This is a genomic window from Afipia sp. GW822-FHT04G07, from assembly GCF_058800765.1.
Genome location: NZ_JBXAMP010000001.1, coordinates 3,310,127 through 3,330,014, shown reverse-complemented (window position 1 = coordinate 3,330,014; position 19,888 = coordinate 3,310,127). Strand labels below are relative to the sequence as shown.

At 62.9% G+C, this 19,888-nt stretch carries 14 protein-coding genes and 2 tRNA genes; 10 read left to right on the top strand and 6 right to left on the bottom strand.

Annotated elements, in window-relative coordinates; translation table 11 throughout:
- The 5 genes from AC1RKJ_RS16315 to AC1RKJ_RS16295 all read left to right on the top strand — a co-directional run bounded on the left by AC1RKJ_RS16315 (position 1) and on the right by AC1RKJ_RS16295 (position 5,361).
- Positions 1-74 (top strand) — tRNA-Ala (locus tag AC1RKJ_RS16315).
- Between the two features lie 204 nt (positions 75-278).
- Positions 279-3,743: a carbamoyl-phosphate synthase large subunit gene (gene carB / locus AC1RKJ_RS16310; protein WP_492791965.1), complete on the top strand. Its 3,465-nt coding sequence runs from the start codon at positions 279-281 to the stop codon at positions 3,741-3,743.
- 170 nt (positions 3,744-3,913) lie between these two features.
- The gene (gene greA, locus AC1RKJ_RS16305; RefSeq protein ID WP_492791964.1) at positions 3,914-4,390 is read left to right on the top strand and encodes a transcription elongation factor GreA; all 477 of its coding nucleotides are present in this window, start codon (positions 3,914-3,916) and stop codon (positions 4,388-4,390) included.
- A 113-nt stretch (positions 4,391-4,503) separates the two neighbouring features.
- On the top strand, positions 4,504-4,785 hold the full coding sequence (locus tag AC1RKJ_RS16300) for a hypothetical protein (protein ID WP_492791963.1): 282 nt from the start codon (positions 4,504-4,506) through the stop codon (positions 4,783-4,785).
- A 165-nt stretch (positions 4,786-4,950) separates the two neighbouring features.
- Positions 4,951-5,361: a DoxX family protein gene (locus tag AC1RKJ_RS16295; protein ID WP_492791962.1), complete on the top strand. Its 411-nt coding sequence runs from the start codon at positions 4,951-4,953 to the stop codon at positions 5,359-5,361.
- Between the two features lie 30 nt (positions 5,362-5,391).
- On the opposite strand, the gene AC1RKJ_RS16290 is transcribed toward AC1RKJ_RS16295, so the two are convergent.
- Complete coding sequence (locus AC1RKJ_RS16290) at positions 5,392-6,150, bottom strand: sulfite exporter TauE/SafE family protein (protein WP_492791961.1); 759 nt, start codon at positions 6,148-6,150, stop codon at positions 5,392-5,394.
- Positions 6,151-6,271: 121 nt separating this feature from the next.
- The gene (locus tag AC1RKJ_RS16285) at positions 6,272-6,754 is read right to left on the bottom strand and encodes an Lrp/AsnC family transcriptional regulator (RefSeq protein WP_492791960.1); all 483 of its coding nucleotides are present in this window, start codon (positions 6,752-6,754) and stop codon (positions 6,272-6,274) included.
- 271 nt (positions 6,755-7,025) lie between these two features.
- Between AC1RKJ_RS16285 and trxB the strand changes: the two genes are divergently transcribed.
- Entirely contained in the window at positions 7,026-7,991 is a 966-nt protein-coding gene (trxB, locus tag AC1RKJ_RS16280; protein WP_492791959.1) for a thioredoxin-disulfide reductase, read from the top strand.
- A gap of 2 nt (positions 7,992-7,993) precedes the next feature.
- Entirely contained in the window at positions 7,994-8,917 is a 924-nt protein-coding gene (locus AC1RKJ_RS16275; protein ID WP_492791958.1) for a LysR family transcriptional regulator, read from the top strand.
- 313 nt (positions 8,918-9,230) lie between these two features.
- Here the strand turns inward: AC1RKJ_RS16275 and AC1RKJ_RS16270 are convergent, their stop codons facing one another.
- On the bottom strand, positions 9,231-11,621 hold the full coding sequence (locus AC1RKJ_RS16270; RefSeq protein ID WP_492791957.1) for a heavy metal translocating P-type ATPase: 2,391 nt from the start codon (positions 11,619-11,621) through the stop codon (positions 9,231-9,233).
- Positions 11,622-11,671: 50 nt separating this feature from the next.
- Here AC1RKJ_RS16270 and AC1RKJ_RS16265 point away from each other — a divergent pair, with 50 nt between their 5' ends.
- Entirely contained in the window at positions 11,672-11,947 is a 276-nt protein-coding gene (locus AC1RKJ_RS16265) for a metal-sensitive transcriptional regulator (RefSeq protein ID WP_492791956.1), read from the top strand.
- Between the two features lie 258 nt (positions 11,948-12,205).
- Positions 12,206-14,617, top strand: a complete 2,412-nt coding sequence (locus tag AC1RKJ_RS16260; protein ID WP_492791955.1) for an EAL domain-containing protein — start codon at positions 12,206-12,208, stop codon at positions 14,615-14,617.
- A gap of 27 nt (positions 14,618-14,644) precedes the next feature.
- On the opposite strand, the gene AC1RKJ_RS16255 is transcribed toward AC1RKJ_RS16260, so the two are convergent.
- The 3 genes from AC1RKJ_RS16255 to AC1RKJ_RS16245 form a co-directional block, all read right to left on the bottom strand.
- Positions 14,645-14,721 (bottom strand) — tRNA-His (locus AC1RKJ_RS16255).
- A gap of 168 nt (positions 14,722-14,889) precedes the next feature.
- Positions 14,890-15,324, bottom strand: coding sequence for a phasin (locus AC1RKJ_RS16250; RefSeq protein ID WP_492791954.1), 435 nt, complete (start codon positions 15,322-15,324; stop codon positions 14,890-14,892).
- A gap of 230 nt (positions 15,325-15,554) precedes the next feature.
- Positions 15,555-15,932: a phasin family protein gene (locus AC1RKJ_RS16245; RefSeq protein ID WP_492791953.1), complete on the bottom strand. Its 378-nt coding sequence runs from the start codon at positions 15,930-15,932 to the stop codon at positions 15,555-15,557.
- A gap of 400 nt (positions 15,933-16,332) precedes the next feature.
- On the opposite strand from AC1RKJ_RS16245, the gene AC1RKJ_RS16240 reads away from it, so the two are divergent.
- Positions 16,333-19,755, top strand: coding sequence for a PAS domain-containing sensor histidine kinase (locus AC1RKJ_RS16240; protein WP_492791952.1), 3,423 nt, complete (start codon positions 16,333-16,335; stop codon positions 19,753-19,755).
- The last annotated feature ends 133 nt before the right edge of the window (positions 19,756-19,888 follow it).

Below are 19,888 nucleotides of genomic sequence, written 5' to 3'. Positions count from 1 at the left end.
GGTCCGGTGGCGGAAGTCGACGCGGGAGCTGTGCAAGGCTTTTTATCCTGGTTCAAATCCAGGCCGGACCTCCAATCTCCCTTCAATCTCCCCGGCATCGGGTTGCAGCCGATAACCTGCATGAAATTGCCGGTTGATCGCGGCTTTTAAGGTCTTTCACCGCTCAGGAATCTGGTCTAAAGACAGCCCGCGCGCATGGCTAACCCCAAGCGCTGGGTTCAAAGGACGCGCGGACGCGCGCCCTTTTTTTATGCCCAGTTTCCTGCCCGTGAGACTTAATGCCTAAAAGAACCGATATCTCGACGATCCTCATCATCGGCGCTGGCCCCATCGTGATCGGTCAGGCCTGTGAATTCGATTATTCCGGCACCCAGGCCGTGAAAACCCTCCGCGAGGAGGGCTATCGCATCGTTCTGGTCAATTCCAATCCGGCCACCATCATGACGGACCCGGAATTGGCGGATGCGACCTATATCGAGCCGATCACGCCGGAAATTGTCGCCAAGATCATCGAAAAGGAACGCCACGTCCTGCCCGGCGGCTTCGCGCTGCTGCCGACCATGGGCGGCCAGACCGCGCTGAACTGCGCGCTGTCGCTGCGCCGTATGGGTACGCTGGAGAAATTCGATGTCGAGATGATCGGCGCCACCGCCGACGCCATCGACAAGGCGGAAGACCGTCAGCTCTTCCGCGAGGCCATGACCAAGATTGGCCTCGAGACGCCGAAATCGCGGCTCGCCAACGCATCAGACCTGAAGAAGCAGTATCGCGACAAATATCTCGCAGAGAAGGAAAAGCTCTCCGGCGAGGCGCTGGCCGAGCACGAGCGCCAGTGGTTGCTCCATGAAGGCGACCGGCGCAAGCGCTATCAGGAACATGCGCTCGGCCAGGCGCTGATGGCGCTGTCCGAGATCGGCCTGCCTGCGATCATCCGTCCGTCCTTCACGATGGGCGGCACCGGCGGCGGCATCGCCTACAATCGCGAGGAATTTCTCGACATCATCGAGCGCGGCCTCGACGCCTCGCCGACCAACGAAGTGCTGATCGAAGAGTCGGTGCTCGGCTGGAAGGAATTCGAGATGGAGGTCGTCCGCGACAAGGCGGACAACTGCATCATCGTCTGCTCGATCGAGAATCTCGATCCGATGGGCGTGCATACCGGCGACTCCATTACCGTCGCCCCTGCCCTGACGCTGACCGACAAGGAATACCAGATCATGCGCGACGCCTCGCTGGCGGTGCTGCGCGAGATCGGCGTGGAAACCGGCGGCTCGAACGTGCAGTTCGGCGTCAACCCGGCCGACGGCCGCATGGTCGTCATCGAAATGAATCCGCGCGTGTCGCGCTCCTCGGCGCTGGCGTCGAAAGCCACCGGCTTTCCGATTGCCAAGGTCGCAGCCAAGCTCGCCGTCGGCTACACGCTGGATGAAATCGCCAACGACATCACCGGCGGTGCTACGCCTGCGTCGTTCGAGCCGACCATCGATTACGTGGTCACCAAGATCCCGCGTTTCGCGTTCGAGAAATTCCCCGGCGCATCCACCACGCTGACCACCTCGATGAAGTCGGTCGGCGAAGTGATGGCGATCGGCCGCACCTTCCAGGAATCTTTGCAGAAGGCGCTGCGCGGGCTGGAAACCGGCCTCACGGGTCTGGATGAAATCGAGATCGAAGGCCTCGGCCAGAGCGACGACAAGAACGCGGTACGCGCCGCTCTTGGTACGCCGACGCCCGACCGCCTGTTGCAAGTCGCGCAGGCCATGCGGCTCGGCTGGACCGACGAGGAAATCTTCACCTCGTGCAAGATCGATCCGTGGTTCCTCGCCGAGATGCGCGGCATCGTGGAGATGGAAGCCAAGATCAAGGCGCACGGCCTGCCGGGCAACGCGCACGGGATGCGCACCTTGAAGGCGATGGGTTTCTCCGACGCACGCCTCGCGGTGCTTGCCGGCCAGACCGAAGCCGAGGTGAAAGCCGCGCGCCGCGCGCTCAACGTGCGCCCGGTGTTCAAACGCATCGACACCTGCGCCGCCGAATTCGCCTCTCCCACCGCCTATATGTATTCGACCTACGAAGCGCCGTTCGCAGGCGCGATGGCCGACGAAAGCGCCCCGTCCGACAAGAACAAGGTCATCATCCTCGGCGGCGGTCCCAACCGCATCGGCCAGGGCATCGAGTTCGACTACTGCTGCTGCCATGCGTGCTTCGCGCTGCATGACGCCGGCTACGAGACCATCATGGTCAACTGCAATCCCGAAACGGTGTCGACCGACTACGACACCGCGGATCGCCTGTACTTCGAGCCGCTCACCGCCGAGGACGTGCTGGAGATCATCGATACCGAGCGTACCAACGGCAAGCTTCACGGCGTGATCGTGCAGTTCGGCGGCCAGACGCCGCTGAAGCTCGCGCGCGCGCTGGAAGATGCCGATGTGCCGATCCTCGGAACGTCGCCTGATGCCATCGACCTTTCGGAAGACCGCGACCGCTTCAAGCGCGTGCTGGACAAGCTGCGCCTGAAGCAGCCGAAGAACGGCATCGCCTATTCGGTGGAGCAGGCCCGTCTTGTCGCCGCCGACCTCGGTCTGCCGCTTGTCGTTCGGCCGTCCTACGTGCTCGGCGGCCGCGCCATGCAGATCATCCGCGAGGAGTCGCAGCTCGGCGATTACCTGCTCGACACGCTGCCGGGACTGGTGCCGGCCGACGTCAAGGCGCGCTATCCGAACGACAAGACCGGCCAGATCAACACGGTGCTCGGCAAGAACCCGCTGCTGTTCGACCGCTACCTGTCCGACGCGACCGAGGTCGACGTCGATTGCCTGTGCGACGGAAAAGATACGTTCGTCGTCGGCATCATGGAGCACATCGAAGAGGCCGGCATTCACTCCGGCGACTCGGCCTGTTCGCTGCCGCCGCATTCGCTCGAATCTTCGGTGATCGCCGAACTCGAGCGCCAGACCCGCGAACTCGCGCTCGGCCTCGACGTGGTCGGCCTGATGAACGTGCAGTACGCCATCAAGGACGGCGACATCTACGTGCTGGAAGTCAATCCGCGCGCCTCGCGCACGGTGCCGTTCGTCGCCAAGGTGGTCGGCATTCCGGTCGCGAAGATCGCCGCACGCATCATGGCGGGTGAGAAGCTCGCGGACTTCAAGCTGAAGCCGCGCAAGCTCGGCCATGTCGGTGTCAAGGAATCGGTGTTCCCGTTCGCACGTTTCCCCGGCGTCGATACCGTGCTCGGTCCGGAAATGAAATCGACCGGCGAGATCATGGGCATCGATCGCTCGTTCGCAGTCGCGTTCGCCAAGAGCCAGCTCGGCGGCGGCACGCGCGTTCCCCGCAAGGGAACCGTGTTCGTGTCGGTGCGTGAAAACGACAAGGCGCGCATTCTCGACGCCGTGAAACAACTCGCTGCGGTCGGCTTCAAGGTAATCGCCACGTCAGGCACCCAGCGCTTTCTCGTCGAAAGCGGCGTTCCCGCCGAAAAGATCAACAAGGTGCTGGAAGGCCGGCCGCATATCGTGGACGCCATCACCAATGGCGAGGTGCAACTGGTTTTCAATACCACCGAAGGCCCGCAGGCGCTCGCCGACAGCCGTTCGCTGCGGCGCGCTGCCCTCTTGCATAAAGTGCCATATTACACCACTCTTTCGGGTGCGCTGGCAGCCGCACAGGGCATCCGGGCCTATCTGGGCGGGGACCTCGAGGTTCGTACCCTGCAAGGTTATTTCTCCGATCTCTGAATTGTTAAGTCGGCCACCACGTCCGACATATTAAAGTGGGACTTGCGGCGGGAACCGTCCGGCCGCGATGATGTTCTCTTTCGTTCCCCGCGGCAGCCAGAAGCCGACGGGTTCAAACAAAACGTTTCGTACGGACAGTGTTCGCCGCACGGAATTCTAAGGACGACGATATGGTTGAAAAGGTACCCATGACCCAGGGGGGCTACGCCGCCCTGGAAGTTGAATTGAAGCAGCGCCAGTCGGTGGACCGTCCGCGCATCGTCGAGCAGATCGCCGAAGCGCGCGCGCATGGCGACCTGTCGGAGAACGCCGAGTATCACGCCGCGAAGGAAGCCCAGTCGCACAACGAGGGCCGTATCGCGGAGATCGAGGACAAGCTCGCGCGCGCGGACATCATCGACGTCTCGAAGCTTTCCGGCGACACCATCATGTTCGGCGCGACCGTCACGCTGATCGACGAAGACACCGAGAAGAAGGCTGTCTGGCAGATCGTCGGCGAGCCCGAGGCCGATGCCAAGAAGGGCCGCATCTCGATCACGTCGCCGCTTGCGCGCGCGCTGATCGGCAAGAAGAAGGGCGCGTCCGTTGAAGTCGTCGCTCCCGGCGGCGCCAAGGCTTATGAGATCACCAAGGTCGACTGGAAGTAAGCGGGCCACCTTCTCAAGAAAGTAATTCCATGAAATGGCCGGGATTTCCCGGCCATTTTCTTTTATGATGGATATGCGCCGGAGCCACCCTCCCGGCGGAGATGGTTTCGGTCATGCGGCGACCCTTTTTCACGGCAGCGATTGCAGCGGCCTTGCTCGCTGCCACCGGCGCGCGGGCCGCGGAAATTGCAATCCCGCCGCCCGTCAAACCAAGGGAGTTGTCGGTTCACGTCAACCAGCCGAACTGCTCACGCTGGACCGATGACTGCGTGAACTGCACGCGCGGCGCCAAGGGCGAAGCGCCGACCTGCTCGAACATCGGCTTTGCCTGTCAGCCCAAGGCGATCCGCTGCATCGCGGCCGATGTTCCGCAGAGCGAACCGCAGACCAAGTGACCCCCCGGTATCCGCCGGGAAACCGGCGCACAGCGGCAACAGTGCCTTCTCTGAATTATTCCAGCCGCGCCCACGAAATCGTCATTGATTCTCGCGTCCTGGAATCTTTCGCTTGGTCGGGCGGCGCGATAACAATGCATGTGGAATCAAACAAGGGGGCTTTCCATGGACTTCAGATTTCTCGCGCCGTACCAGCCGCAGCTTCTCAGCGTACTGCGCATCATCACCGGCCTGCTGCTGTTTCAGTTTGGCGTCGCCAAAATTCTAAAATTCCCGAGCGGCACAATGTTCGAGAAAGCCGAACTGATGTCGCTCACAGGCGCCGCGGGCACGCTCGAATTAATTTTGGGCGCTCTTCTAATTGTTGGATTGTTTAGTCGACTCGTAGCATTCGTGTTATCTGGCGAAATGGCCTTTGCATACTTTATTGGCCACATGTTCAAGACAGGAACGCCCGTATGGCATCCGCTTTTTAACGGCGGCACCGCTGCGGCACTATTCTGCTTCGTCTGTCTCTATCTGGCGAGTGCAGGCCCCGGCCCGTGGAGCATCGACGCCTCTCGCGGCAAGGCATGATATCTCAAGCCGTCAGGGCATGATTTCCGATCATGTCTTCAGGAAGAATACAATCGTTAAGCCCGCGCCGATGGTCACCACCGCGGCGCGGATTATTTTTTCCGGCACAATGCGCGCGAGGCTAACGCCGTAATATCCGCCGAAGGCGGAAGCTGCGATCGTCACCAGCGCGTGCGGCCAGTGCACCAGACCGCCGGCGATCAGCAATGCCGCCGACATGACCTGAATCAGAAACGCGACAACAATCTTGGTCGCGTTGGCCTTGTGAAAATTGCCGCTTTCGAGGATGGCCAGTGCCGCGAGCATCATGATGCCCGTGCCGGCTCCGAAGAACCCGCCATAGATCGCCACCAACATCATGAACCCGTAGGCGGCAATCCGCGCACCTGCATGCTGTCCGCGCGACCATGGTCCAACAAAGGCACGAATCTGGTTGCTGAACGCGAACAGCAAAGTGGCCAGCAGCAGCAGCCACGGCACCATCGGGCGGAAGCCGCCGTCGCCGAGCCAGATCAGCAGCAATGCGCCGGCGCCGCCGCCGACCAGTCCGATGATCGCGAACGGAAGCATCTCGCGGAAGTGCGTTCGCACCTCGGAGCGATAGGCCGCGACACTGGCGAGATTGGCGGGAGTCAGCGCCACGGCGCTGGTGGCGTTGGCGTCGAGCGTCGGCAGCCCGCTGACAACGAGCGCAGCGAACGTCACGAACGTGCCGCCGCCGGCAATGGCGTTCATTGTGCCCGCGACAAATCCCGCCACCGTCAGCACGACGACCTGAAACAGAGTCAACGTTAGCCCCCTTCACGCAAGTGGGCGCGAGGGAAGCGCCCGGCAAGCCGCTTGTAGAGGGTTGTATCGCAGAGGAAAACGCCTGTGTGCCGTTGGGGCACCATGCACAAACGCTATGTCCTCAGCCGTGCGGCACTTTCAGCTCAAGCGGCACGTCCGGCGCATCCTTGGAATTGTGCAGAACCAGCGAGGTGCGCACGTTGCGCACGTGGGGTGCTGCGGTGAGATGCGAGACGAAGGCTTGAAAGGTCGCCATGTCGGGCGCGACGCATTTGAGAATGAAATCGACGTCGCCCGACAGCATCCAGCATTCGCGCACCAGCGGCTCGTCACGGACGAATTCCTCGAACGCGCGCAGGTCGGCGTCGGCCTGGCTCGACAGGTGGACGGAGGCGAACACGGTCACGTCGAAGCCCAGCGACGGCGGATCGAGCAATCCGCGATAGCCGCGGATGTAGCCCTCCTCCTCCAGTGTCCGGACCCGGCGCAGGCACGGCGGCGGTGAGATACCGACCCGCTTGGCCAGTTCCACATTGGTGATCCGGCCGTCGGCCTGAATTTCACTGAGGATTTTCAGATCGATTTCGTCGAGGCTCTTTGACACGCGTGTTCCCAATTTCAGGGCGGCCGGACCCATCCCGGCCGATTCCGGCATAGTTCTAACCAGCAACATCGTTTCGCGCAATTTTATTTCGCGAGTTGCTATCTCGTGACGAGCTGGGGAAAATTTCAGGATATGGGTTGCATATCTTGCATGGCTCGCTGGATAGCCTACATTCAGAAGTGACACTTTTGACGCCGCAGCGATGTCTTTGCGGGCATTTACCGCCTCTTCGCTGACCATTCCATGCAACAAAGCTACTGAGGGTCGCGTTATGGCCGCTCCTATTCATGCCAAGGTCGTCATCATCGGGTCCGGACCCGCAGGCTACACCGCTGCCATCTACGCTGCGCGGGCCATGCTTGAGCCGGTCCTGATTCAGGGCATCCAGCCCGGCGGCCAGCTCACCATCACCACCGATGTCGAAAACTATCCGGGGTTCGCCGACGTCATCCAGGGTCCCTGGCTGATGGAGCAGATGGAGAAGCAGGCGGCGCATGTCGGCACCAAGATCGTCACCGACCACGTCAACAAGCTCGAACTGAACCAGCGCCCGTTCCGGATCACCACCGATAGCGGCGACGTCTATCTGGCTGACTCCGTGATCCTGTCCACCGGCGCGCAGGCGCGCTGGCTCGGCATTCCCTCGGAAGAAAAATTCAAGGGCTTCGGCGTTTCTGCCTGCGCCACGTGCGACGGCTTCTTTTATCGCGGCAAGGAAGTGTTCGTGATCGGCGGCGGCAACACCGCCGTGGAGGAAGCGCTGTTCCTGACCAACTTCGCCTCGAAGGTAACGCTGGTGCATCGCCGCGACAGCCTGCGCGCCGAGCGCATCCTGCAGGACCGCCTGTTCAAGCATCCCAAGATCGCCGTGATCTGGGACAGCGAGGTGGATGAGATCCGCGGTTCGGAAAATCCTTCCAAGGTCACGCATGTTCGCCTGAAAAATCTCAAGAGCGGCGCAGTCACCGAGCACGCCGCCGACGGCGTCTTCATCGCCATCGGTCACGCACCGGCGACCGAACTCGTGACAGGCCAGTTGAAACTCAAACCGTCCGGTTATGTCGAGATCGCACCGCATTCCACCGCGACCTCGGTGCCCGGCGTCTTCGCGGCAGGCGACGTTGCCGACGAAACCTACCGGCAGGCCGTCACGGCCGCCGGCCTCGGCTGTATGGCGGCGCTGGAAGCGGAACGCTTCCTTGCTCACCGCGCCACAGAACGCGCAGCGGCGGAGTAATCATGCCACGAACACGCGATGGATTGAGCGATATGGATTGGGACAAGCTGAAAGTCTTTCACGCTGCTGCGGAAGCGGGCAGCTTCACACATGCCGGCGAGCAGCTTGGGCTGTCGCAGTCGGCGGTGTCCCGTCAGGTCAGCGCGCTCGAGCAGGAGCTGTCGGTCTCGCTGTTTCATCGCCATGCGCGCGGACTGATCCTGACCGAACAAGGCGATCTGCTGTTTCGTACCGCGCACGATGTCTTCATGCAGTTGCAGGCGGCGCGCGCCAAGCTTACCGACAGCCGCGAACGGCCGAGCGGCGATCTCAAGGTCACCACGACGCCGGGCGTCGGCATCAACTGGCTGATCCCCCGGCTCGGCGAGTTCACTGCGCTTTATCCCGAGATCCGCATTGCGCTGATCGTCACCGACGAGGAACTCGACCTGTCGATGCGTGAAGCCGACGTGGCGATCCGCACCCGCAAGCCGACCCAGCCGGACCTGATCCAGCGCAAGCTGTTCTCGATGGGCTTTCACGCCTACTGCTCGCCGGAATACGTCAAGCGCCACGGCACGCCGCGCACGCTGGATGAACTGGACGCACATCGCATCATCGTGCTCAGCGACCAGAACGTGCCGCAGCATTTGCAGAACCGGAACTGGCTGGTCGAAGCCAACCGCAACGGCTCGGGCCCGCGCGAGGCGGTGTTCCGGGTCAACAACATCCTCGGTCTGGTGCGGGCGTGTCAGCAGGGCCTAGGGATCGCGGCACTCCCGGACTATCTGGTCGAGGACACCAACCGGCTCGTGCAACTCTTCCAGGAATCCGACTCGATTCAATTGGATACGTATTTTGTCTATCCCGAAGAATTGAAGTCGGTGGCGCGCGTGCAGGTATTCCGCGACTTCATCGTGAGCAAGGCGCAGCGCTGGCCTGGCTAGGAACAGTATCCGGCGTTTGCCCTAGAACCGGGTCATCACGACAGTTCAAACGAGCGTTTGAGCCCGCACTCTGAGCATGACTGACATGCCGGGATCGGAGTTGTCCGCATGGGAAGTCGGAGCCCATACTCTCCTCACACTGAATGAACGCGTTGCACACTGTCCCCCTCCTCCAGCGGCGCGTGCATTCGGTTATCCCTCTTGGAAGGTGATTGTGTCGGCCTCACGTGGCCAAAAACTAAACAAGCCGGGCTCTTGAGCCCGGCTTTTTTTCTGTGCAGTTTCATGGCGATCGCGCACCGCCTGATCGCGGTTACGAATGAAGTTTCGTCCGCGACAGCCGCAATGCATTGCCGATCACGCTGACCGACGACAGCGCCATCGCGGCCGCGCCCAGCATCGGCGACAGCAAAATTCCGAACACCGGATAGAGCACACCCGCCGCCACCGGAACGCCCGCCGCGTTATAGAGAAACGCGAACGCGAGATTTTGCCGGATGTTGCGCATCGTCGCCCGCGACAGCCGCCGCGCTTCCACCAGGCCCATCAGATCGCCGCGCAGCAGCGTGATCCCTGAGCTTTCGATCGCGACATCCGTGCCGCCCCCCATGGCGATGCCCACATCGGCGGCGGCCAGCGCCGGCGCATCGTTGATGCCATCGCCCGCCATCGCCACCACGCGCCCCTCGGCCCGCAGCCGCGTCACCACGTCGCTTTTCCGTTCGGGCAGGACGTCGGCTTCGACCTCGCCGATACCAAGCGTGTTCGCGACCGCCTGCGCGGTGGTGAGGTTGTCGCCGGTCAGCATGACGATACGGAGTCCATCGTCGCGCAATTGCTTCAGCGCGCCCTCGGCGCTCGGCTTGATCGGATCGGCAACGGCGATGACGCCGGCGGCGCGGCCGTCCACCGCCACATAGATCGCGGTCGCGCCGCGCTCGCGCTGCGCGCGTGCGTCACTTTCAAGCGCCGTTGTATCGATATTCGACTGCTGCATGATCGCGGCGTTGCCGAGCACAACATGACGACCATCGACCGTGCCGCTCGCGCCCTTGCCGGCGGGCGAGGCGAAATTCTGAACGTCGTGAAGCTCGGCGCCTTCCTCCTTCGCCGCGTTCAGGATCGCAAAGGCCAGCGGATGTTCGCTGCCACGCTCGACGCTCGCGGCCAGCCGCAGCAGTTGGTCGCGGCTAAATCCAGCGGCAACCATGATGGCGACGACTTTCGGTTTTCCTTCTGTCAGCGTCCCGGTCTTGTCGATCACCAGCGTGTCGACCTTCTCCATCCGCTCCAGCGCCTCGGCATCACGAATGAGGATGCCGGAACGCGCGCCGCGGCCGACGCCGACCATGATCGACATTGGCGTCGCAAGCCCGAGCGCGCAGGGACAGGCGATGATGAGCACCGTGACCGCCGCGACCAGCGCGTAGGTGAAGCGCGGCTCGGGGCCAAAGACAGCCCAGGCTGCGAAGGCCGCGAGCGCGACCGCGATCACCACCGGCACGAACCAGCCCGCGACCTGATCCGCCAGACGCTGCACCGGCGCGCGCGAGCGCTGCGCCCGCGCCACCAGATCGACAATGCGCGCCAGCATGGTGTCGCGGCCGATCTTTTCGGCGCGGATCACAAGCCCTCCGCTCTGGTTGACCGTGCCGCCGATCACCAGTGCGCCTTCGCTCTTTTTCACCGGCATCGCCTCGCCGGTCACAAGGGATTCATCGACCAGCGACGCCCCTTCGGTGACGGCTCCGTCGATTGGAATCTTTTCGCCGGGACGCACGCGCAGCAGATCGCCGACCGCGATGGCATCGATGGCGATGTCCTCGTCGCCGTTCGGCAAAATGCGCCGCGCGGTTGTCGGCGCGAGACCGAGCAGCGCACGGATAGCACCTGAAGTTTGCGCGCGGGCGCGCAATTCGAGCACCTGTCCCAGCAGCACCAGCACCGTGATGACGGCGGCGGCTTCGAAATAGACCGCAACGGCGCCGTGCATGTCGCGGAAGGCCTGCGGAAAGGCCTGCGGCGCCAGCGTCGCGACAACGCTGTAGACATAGGCGACGCCGGTGCCCATGGCGATCAGCGTGAACATGTTGAGGTTGCGCGTTTTGATGGATTGCCAGCCGCGCGCGAAGAACGGCCAGCCCGCCCACAGCACCACCGGCGTCGCCAGCGCGAACGACAGCCAGTTTGACGTTTGTCCGGGCAGCAGATGCACGCCGCCAAGATGCGCGGTCATGTCGAGGACAAACACCGGCAGCGTCAGGGCCAGCGCGATCCAGAACCGCCGCGTCATGTCGATCAGTTCAGGATCCGGCGCATCGTCCAGCGACACCGTTTCGGGCTCGAGCGCCATGCCGCAGATCGGGCAGCTTCCCGGTCCGACCTGACGCACTTCGGGATGCATCGGGCAGGTGTAGATCGTGCCTTCGGGCAATGTCTCTTCAGGCGCGGATGATTTCGGCGCCAGAAACTTCTCCGGCTCGGCCTCGAAGCGCGTGCGGCAGCGATCCGAACAGAAGAAATAGTCCTGTCCCTTGTGCGCGAAGCGATGTTTCGCCCTCGCAGGATCCACGGTCATGCCGCAGACGGGATCGAGGACGCGGACCGCGCCATGCGGTCCATGATCGTGCGCGCCATGCTGGGCGTGAGCATGATGACCATGCCCGCCGCAGCATTCTTTCCCGTGTTCGTGTCCGGCTGCCATCACTTACATCCTTCTTGATTTAGATACCCTAGGGGGGTATATAGATCTCCATGCGCCAGGAAATCAAGTCGTCGTGCCTGAAAAGGCTGAAACGGATCGAAGGCCAGGTTCGCGGGCTCGCGGGCATGGTGGAGGACGACCGCTACTGCATCGACATCGTCACGCAGATCGCGGCGGCGCGCGCGGCGCTGCGGCGGGTCGAGGAGGAAGTGCTGCGCGACCACGTCGCGCATTGCGTCGAACATGCGATCACGTCCGGTGACAAGGCCGATCAGCGCCGCAAGATCGCCGAACTGATGGATGTGGTCAGCCGCGCCGACCGTTAGAACGAGCGCTCCGGGGATCGCCACTTCGCGACATGGTTGATTGCGCATTAGCCTTGTGCAGCGAATGAGTCGCGCTTGAAGAAGTCGCTGCGGCACAGCGCTTTCGTGTCATGTTCGCCACGCGAACGGTCCATTTATCGATCGATCACATGCGCCGGCCGGCCCTTGCGTCGAATATGCACCGGCGAATTTACGTGTTCTTACGCAATTCCCCCTACGTCCCGGCAGTTGCGTTGTTCTCGCGTTGCAGGACGTTCGATGTTCAAGATCTATAATTGTATCGCCACCGCCCATGATTTGTGGCTCGTTGGATTGGCGGCGGTCATCTGCGCCCTGGCATCGTTTTCCGCAATCAATCTGCTTCGACATGCCCGCAGCGCGTCCGGCCAGATGCGCCACGTCTGGCTCGCCGTGTCCGCGATCTCGACCGGGTTCGGCATTTGGGCGACGCACTTCATTGCCATGCTGGCGTTCACGCCGGGAATTCCGAGCGCTTACAACATCGCACTGACCGCCCTGTCGCTGGCGGCGGCTATCCTGCTCACCGCGACCGGACTGGCGCTTTCAATGCCGGTGCGCTGGCGTGCCGGTCCCTGGATCGGCGGTGCGATCGTCGGCGGCGGCATCGCCGCGATGCATTATCTCGGCATGGCCGCGTTTGAGATCGCCGGAACGATCCTCTGGGATTCGACACTTGTCGCGGCGTCCATCCTGCTCGGCATGGCAATCGGCGCAGCCGCGTTGCCGGCGGGCCTGCACGGCACATCCGAACGCTGGAAAATTACCGGCGCGCTGCTCCTGACGCTTGCGATCTGTAGCCATCATTTCACCGCGATGGGCGCGGTATCGATCATCCCGGATTCCACGCGCATTGTTTCGGAATCGGCTGTGCCCGCGGAATGGCTTGCGGTAGCCGTGGCCGTGGCGAGTTTCACCATCATTCTGCTGGCGCTCGCAGCCATCGCGCTCGATATTCGCGATCAGCGGCGGTCCATGCTTGAGGCCGACCGGATGCGCGGCCTCGCCGACGCCGCGGTCGAAGGCCTGCTTGTTTGCGACGGCGATGTTGCCGTCACCGCGAACACCAGCTTTGCGAAGCTCGTTGGGTCGACGTCCGAAAAACTGATCGGCGCAAAGCTGGACATCTACATTCCGGATGCAAACGTGCGCGCACGACTGCTCGCCACACCGAACCAGCTCGTTGAAGCCGAACTGCGTCATGTCGACGGATCGATGATTCCGGTCGAATTGATCCTGCGCCCGATCGATTTTGCCGGGCACGCACATCACGTCATCGCCATCCGCAATCTGCAGGCCCGCAAGAAGGCCGAACAGCATATCCACTATCTCGCACATCATGACGCGCTGACGTCGTTGCCGAACCGCGGCACGTTCCATGCGCGGCTTGATCAGGAAATCGCAGCCTCGATGAATAACGGGAAGAAGTGCGCCGTGCTGTGCTTCGACCTCGACCGGTTCAAGGAAATCAACGACCTGTTCGGACATGCCGCCGGCGACAGGGTTCTTCAGACCGTCGCCTCGCGCATCACCGCGATTCTCGATAAGGACTGCATGGTCGCGCGCCTTGGCGGCGACGAATTCGCGGTTCTCATTCCGGAACTTGCCAGCCCCGCGGCGGCGGAGCGGCTGGCCGAAAAAATTCTCAATGCGTTGCGACCCGACGGTGACAAACCCGACAGCGATAAAGTGACCTCCTGCAGCATCGGCATCGCGATCTGCCCGGACGATGCCGACAATCGCGAGGCGCTGCTCACCCACGCCGACACCGCGCTCTATCGCGCCAAGATGGAAGGCCGGGCCACCTGCCGTTTCTTCGAGGCGAAGATGGGAGCGGAGGTGCACGACCGCAGGGTGCTGGAGCACGATCTGCGTCAGGCTGTGGGTCGTGGCGAACTCCATCTTGTCTATCAGCCGCAGGAAGACATCCGGACGAGGCGCGTCGTCGGTTTCGAAGCGCTGCTGCGCTGGAATCACAAGACGCGCGGTTCGATTTCTCCGGCCGTCTTCATTCCGATCGCCGAGGAAACCGGCGCCATTCTCGCCATCGGCGAATGGGTCTTGCGCGAGGCCTGCAAGCAAGCGGCGAGCTGGCCGCAGGCTCTGACGATTGCCGTCAACGTTTCCGCCGTGCAGATCTACAGCGAAAACTTCGTCCAGCTGGTGCATGAGGTGCTGCTGGAAACCGGTCTTCCGGCGGACCGGCTTGAACTCGAAATCACGGAGACTGCGCTGGTGCGCGATCTCAACCGCGCGCTCAACACACTGCGGCGTATCAAGGCGCTCGGCGTGCATATCGCGATGGACGATTTCGGTACCGGATACTCCTCGCTCTCGAACTTGCGCGCCTTTCCGTTCGACAAGATCAAGATCGACGGCTCGTTCATCAAATCGGTCAACACCAACGAACAGGCCGCAACCATCGTGCGCGCGGTGCTGGGACTGGGCCGCGGTCTCGGCTTGCCGGTGCTGGCGGAAGGCGTCGAAACGCCGGCGGAACTGGCCTTCCTGCAGGCCGAGCTCTGTAACGAGGTTCAGGGTTATCTGGTGGGACGCCCCGCCCCGATCGGGACTTTCGCGACGCTGACCCATGCGGGTGAGCCGCTCGCGACGGGCGACGATATTCCCGTCCTGCTGGCGCAGTCCGCCTGACGGCTTCAAAAGTTGGGGACGGGTAAGTGGTACAGTTGGGTGGGATCGAACCACCGACCTCCGGATCCACAATCCGGCGCTCTAACCAGCTGAGCTACAACTGCATTTTCAATCGACCGGCCGCGTTCAGGCGGCCCCGCCGGGGGCGGCGATTTCGCGGGAAACTAGGTGCAACGCTGCACTTTGGCAAGACGCTTTGGCTGGTCCGGACCTCGCCGTGAACAGCCCCGATAGTGGTGGCCTCCGGAGCGGGAAAGGTTCATTCGCCGCCTTCAGACGCCGGTTTTGAAGACCTTCGCAGCACCTGCCGAAATCGGCTCGACGGTGTCGGTCGCCACCTTCTGGCCCAGCGCGGCAAGATCCTTCGACTGTGCGGTCAGGACTTCGAACTGCTTGCGGGCATGGCTGTTCACCAGTTCGAAGGCCTCCGGCAACGACTTCACGCCGAGCAGGTTCTGGGCAAAATCGAAGGCCGACTCGGTGTTGGTCTTGGCGATGTCGATCACCTTCGCGGTGAAGTCGCCGGCGCCCCTGGTGGCCGATGCGTAGACAGCCTCCAAGGCTCCATTGTTGGTTTCCGCGGCTTCCTTGAGCTTCTGATAGCCGTCACGGGCCTGCGAAACGCCCTGCTCGGCGAACGCGCGAACCTGCTCCGGAACCTGGAACGGGGTGACATTCGAAAATGAAAACGGATCGTTCGCGCTCATCAGGCAACTTCCTTGTGCTGGAATTCGAAACCGCCGACCGGGGCGAACGGCGCAACTGCCGCCGGCTAAACCAGCGCGCGTCAGTTTCTATTCGGCACTATATGGAAGATATTGTGCATTGCAACACAAAATGCCGCAGGGCCCCGCTCGCGGCCAGCGATCGACCCGGCGGAGCGCGCCGGATCGTCTGGGCCGATGATCCCGGTTGTCCGGGAGTGTTCGTCAGGACTTCAGGATTTGGGCTTGGCGGCGTCCATCGCAGCGCGGGTCACGGTCTGGCCCATTTCGCTGGCCTGCTCCGCAAGTGCTCGCATCTGGCCCTGCACATATTCGGTGTGAAGGCGCATCACCTCGGTCAGATCCTTGGCGTGGATCAGCTGCTGCGCATAGGTCAGCGAGGACTGTACGTTCTTTTCGGCGAAGGCGATCGCCTTGGCGCTGATCTCCTTGGCGGCCTCACCCGGCCCGCCGAACGACCCGCCGCCGAATGCTGCCGCAGTCTGCTGCGCGCTGCTGATGAAGGATTCGAATGCCTTGCGCGCCTGATCAAGGCTGGCTTCCGCCATCGAGCGCATTTCTTTCGGAATTTCGAAACGATCGGCTGACATGTCGCACCCTCCTGTTTGTATCGATCGGAACCATTTGAGTCGGCCCGCCGTCCGCAAACTATCGCCAGGCGATATCGTGCATATGACGCAGCGCAACGACAGTTCCCGTCAGCCCATCGTGACCGTTTGAATATCTTTTGCAACACCCCACTAACGCTCGGGCGGCAGCGGGGGTCGACGCGCCAGTGCGGTGGTTCGCAAGTCCGCATCATTTTTCGGCACGCCCATTTGCGAGGGAATTAACGTTATCGCGGGTTTCGGCGGCTAGTGTCGCTCCGTAACCGTGGACCTTGCGGCAACAGCACCATACTAATCATTTGTTAAGCCTATCCGATCCCCAGGCGCCGCGATCAGGCGCCGTGAAAGCGAGAGACGCAGGCCCATTGCCGGTTTGTCCAACATGAGCGAAGCCGACTTCCAGCTCCATGGTATTCGCGATCCGCGGCTTGCGGTTCTTGCGACAGGCAGCGCGCCTGCGTGGGTCTGGTCGCTCGACGGCGCACGCATTCTCTGGGCCAATACGGCCGGCGCGCATCTGTTCGGCGCGCGCAACGCGGCGATGCTCGCGGAAAAAATCATCGGCCCCGCGGACCCACATCGCCGTCAGGCTGCGCAACTGGCGACGCGGCTGTCGCCGTCCGGCGCGCCACGGCTCGAACGGCTGCGCGGCTTCGGCGCGCCGCTCGGCCGCCTGCTGACATGTTCGTGCGCACGCCTGACCTTCGCGGACAGCACGGCCGGAATCCTGATCGCCGCGACCGAGATGGTCGGACGTCCGATGCCGCTCACCGAACGGCTCGCGCATCTCATCGACAGTGTCACCGTGCCTGCCCTCGCTTTTACCCCGGCGGGCTCGCTGGCCGGCGCGAACGAGCCCGCGAAAAGTTTCGCCGGTGTATTCAACGATCTCACCGGCCCCGGATTCGATGACGCGCGCGCCGCGGTGCTGCGCGACGGCCAGTCCACTCTGCAAATGGATATCGGCTGCGTCACCGTGCACCGGGTCGGACGCGGGCAGGACACCGCGCTGGTGGCCTTGATCGGCGCGGCAGTCCTGCCGAAGCAAGTCATGAAACCGGTGCCTGTGGTTATCGCTCCGGCTGTCGAAGCGGCTCCGGCCGTTGAGCCCATTCAGGCCGTATCGGCGGAACAACCCGCAGCGAACGTTTCACACGACGATGTTTCACGCGATGAGGCAGCGCGCGCGCCATCCGCCGACGCGACGCCTGCCGATGTTGTGCCTGCCGATGTTTTCGAATCCGTGTTCGACGAACCGGCCACGCAAGAAACGCCTTATGAAGCGCGTCAGGAAAAAACTTCGACTGACCACGTCACGCGAGTCTACATCGGCGACGAGCAGCAAAAACCCTTCACTAAAACCAGCGCCGCCGGTCACGCCTCGGGTACGCTGACCGAAACAGATAACCCATCATTGCCGGCGCGGCAGCAACCGCTGCGCTTCATGTGGCAGATGGACCCCGACGGCCGCTTCTCGCTCGGCTCCGATGAATTCAGCCGCCTGATCGGCACGCGCACCGCCGCCGCGTTTGGACGGCTGTGGAGCGACATCTCCACCGCACTCGGGCTCGACCCCGAAGGCCGCGTCGCCGCCGCGGTCGCGACCCGCGAAACCTGGAGCGGAATTGTCGTGGACTGGCCCGCCGACGGCGATGGCGCAAGGTTGCCGGTGGAATTGTCCGGATTGCCGATCCACGACGGCAGCGGGCTTTTCGCCGGCTATCGCGGTTTCGGTATCTGCCGCGACATCGAAGGCATGGCGCGGCTGGCCGCACAACGCCGCGATGACGTGCTGCATGAAACGATGCCGCTCGCAGCTCCGCCGTCCGAAGACGCGGCGGCACAGGACGATTTGCAAGACGATCTGCCGCAGGCCCACCGAAACGACCAGCAGGATAAGCCTGTTCCCTCTGACGACAGGTTTGTGGGCAGCACGCAGGACAACTTCCCGAAAGACAATTTTTCAAAAGACAATTCCCGGGACGACAATTTTCAGGACAACCATTTCCCCGAAACAGAATCGAAGCCAGCCGTGGATACTCCGCAGAACGTCGTGCCCTTCCCGGTCACCGAGCCGAAAGCGCCTGCGCTGACGCCGGTCGAGAGCAATGCTTTCGACGAATTGGCGCGGCGGCTGTCGGCGCGCCTCGACAACGGCGGCGACAGCGAAGCCTCCGTGACCGACCTGTTTGCCGATGCGGATCAAGAGCCGCCGAAGGTCGAACACGTTCCCGAAGCGCCCGCGTTCGAACATCCTCCCGCGTTTCTGCAACGCGAAGCTCCCCCGCCCCGCGCGCACTCCGCGCAGGACTCGCAACTGCTCGATCGGCTCCCCGTCGGCGTGCTGGTCTACCGGCTCGACCGGCTGATCTACGCCAACGCCGCGTTTTTGAGTTCGACCGGATACGACAGCCTGCATACGCTCGCCGAAGCCGGCGGCCTCGATGCGCTGACGGTAGAGGCCGGCGCTGGCTCCGCCAGCAGCACATCGGAAACCGGCACGCCTGTCGTGATCGCGGCGACCACCGAGAGCGGGCCCGACAAGGGCCAGCCCGCCGATGCGCGGCTGTTCGCAATCACCTGGGACGGCGAGCCCGCTCATGCGCTCATTTTCTCGGGCTCACGATCCGAACCGCGCGCCGAACCTGTGGTCCCTGCCGCAATTGCGCCGGTTGTGGCGACGAGCGACGACACCACGCAGGCCGAAGAACTCGCCACCATTCTCGACACCACGGCCGAAGGCATCGTGATCTTCGACGGCGAAGGCCGCTTGATGTCCTGCAACCGCAGCGCCGAAGCGTTGTTCGGCCGTACCGACACCGAGATCGCCGCACTCGGCCTGACCGATCTGTTCGCGCCGGAAAGCCAGCGCGCCGTGCTGGATTATTTCGAGAGCGTCAAGACCACCAGCGTCGCGAGCCTGCTCGAGCACGGCCGCGACATGCTGGGCCGCGTGCGCGACGGCGGCATCATTCCGCTGTCGATGACGCTGGGCCGGACGCGGCCGGACAGCACACGCTTCTTTGCGATCTTCCGCGACCTGTCGCAGGCGAAAAAGAACGAAAGCGAATTGATGCAGGCCCGGCGGCAGGCCGAGCGTGCATCGGGTGCAAAGGCGGATATTCTCGGGCGCATCAGCCACGAGGTCCGGATGCCGCTCAACGCCATTATCGGCTTCTCCGACGTGATGATCGAGGAGCGTTTCGGCGCGCTCGGCAACGAGCGCTATGTCGAATACATGAAGGACATCCGCGCCTCGGGCCAGCGCGTGATGGCGATCATCGACGATCTGCTCGACCTGTCGCGTATCGAATCCGGGAAGATGGAATTGTCGTTCGCGAGCCAGGACCTCAACAGCATGGTCGAGCAATGCGTCGCGGTGATGCAGCCGCAGGCCAACCGGGAGCGCATCATCATCCGCACGTCGCTTGCTCATGCGCTGCCGACGATCAAGGCCGACGCGCGCGCCCTGCGCCAGATCGCGCTGAACCTGATCGGCAATTCGATCCACCTTGCGAACGCCGGTGGACAGGTCATCGTCTCGACCGCCACCACCGACTTCGGCGATATCGTGCTGCGGGTCCGCGATACCGGCCCCGGCCTGAACGATAACGAGATCGCCGCCGCGATGGCGCCGTTCCGCACGCAGGGCGCTTCCGACCAGACCGCCGATGGCTCAGTGGTCAACCTGTCATTGACCAAGGCGCTGGTGGAAGCCAACCGCGCACAATTCCACATCAAGACCGCGCCGCATTCAGGCACGCTGATCGAGATCGTGTTCTCGCACGCCAGCGCGATTGCCTAGGTTCAATCTGGAATCTCTCTAAATCAGAGAACTCGCGACATAGCGACGCGTGAATGTAGCCGCCCCCTGCGCTACAGAAGCCGGCACCGACGCGCGTTGTGAACCAGCGCCGCGCCGCTCATCCACTCCGCCG

Bases quoted from the DNA above. Each gene is read 5' to 3' on its own strand.
- AC1RKJ_RS16240 (WP_492791952.1), top strand. From the start codon at position 16,333: ATGAGCGAAGCCGACTTCCAGCTCCATGGTATTCGCGATCCGCGGCTT.
- greA (WP_492791964.1), top strand. From the start codon at position 3,914: ATGGTTGAAAAGGTACCCATGACCCAGGGGGGCTACGCCGCCCTGGAA.
- trxB (WP_492791959.1), top strand. From the start codon at position 7,026: ATGGCCGCTCCTATTCATGCCAAGGTCGTCATCATCGGGTCCGGACCC.
- AC1RKJ_RS16260 (WP_492791955.1), top strand. From the start codon at position 12,206: ATGTTCAAGATCTATAATTGTATCGCCACCGCCCATGATTTGTGGCTC.
- AC1RKJ_RS16250 (WP_492791954.1), bottom strand. From the start codon at position 15,324: ATGAGCGCGAACGATCCGTTTTCATTTTCGAATGTCACCCCGTTCCAG.
- AC1RKJ_RS16270 (WP_492791957.1), bottom strand. From the start codon at position 11,621: ATGGCAGCCGGACACGAACACGGGAAAGAATGCTGCGGCGGGCATGGT.
- AC1RKJ_RS16295 (WP_492791962.1), top strand. From the start codon at position 4,951: ATGGACTTCAGATTTCTCGCGCCGTACCAGCCGCAGCTTCTCAGCGTA.
- carB (WP_492791965.1), top strand. From the start codon at position 279: ATGCCTAAAAGAACCGATATCTCGACGATCCTCATCATCGGCGCTGGC.
- AC1RKJ_RS16275 (WP_492791958.1), top strand. From the start codon at position 7,994: ATGCCACGAACACGCGATGGATTGAGCGATATGGATTGGGACAAGCTG.
- AC1RKJ_RS16245 (WP_492791953.1), bottom strand. From the start codon at position 15,932: ATGTCAGCCGATCGTTTCGAAATTCCGAAAGAAATGCGCTCGATGGCG.
- AC1RKJ_RS16300 (WP_492791963.1), top strand. From the start codon at position 4,504: ATGCGGCGACCCTTTTTCACGGCAGCGATTGCAGCGGCCTTGCTCGCT.
- AC1RKJ_RS16265 (WP_492791956.1), top strand. From the start codon at position 11,672: ATGCGCCAGGAAATCAAGTCGTCGTGCCTGAAAAGGCTGAAACGGATC.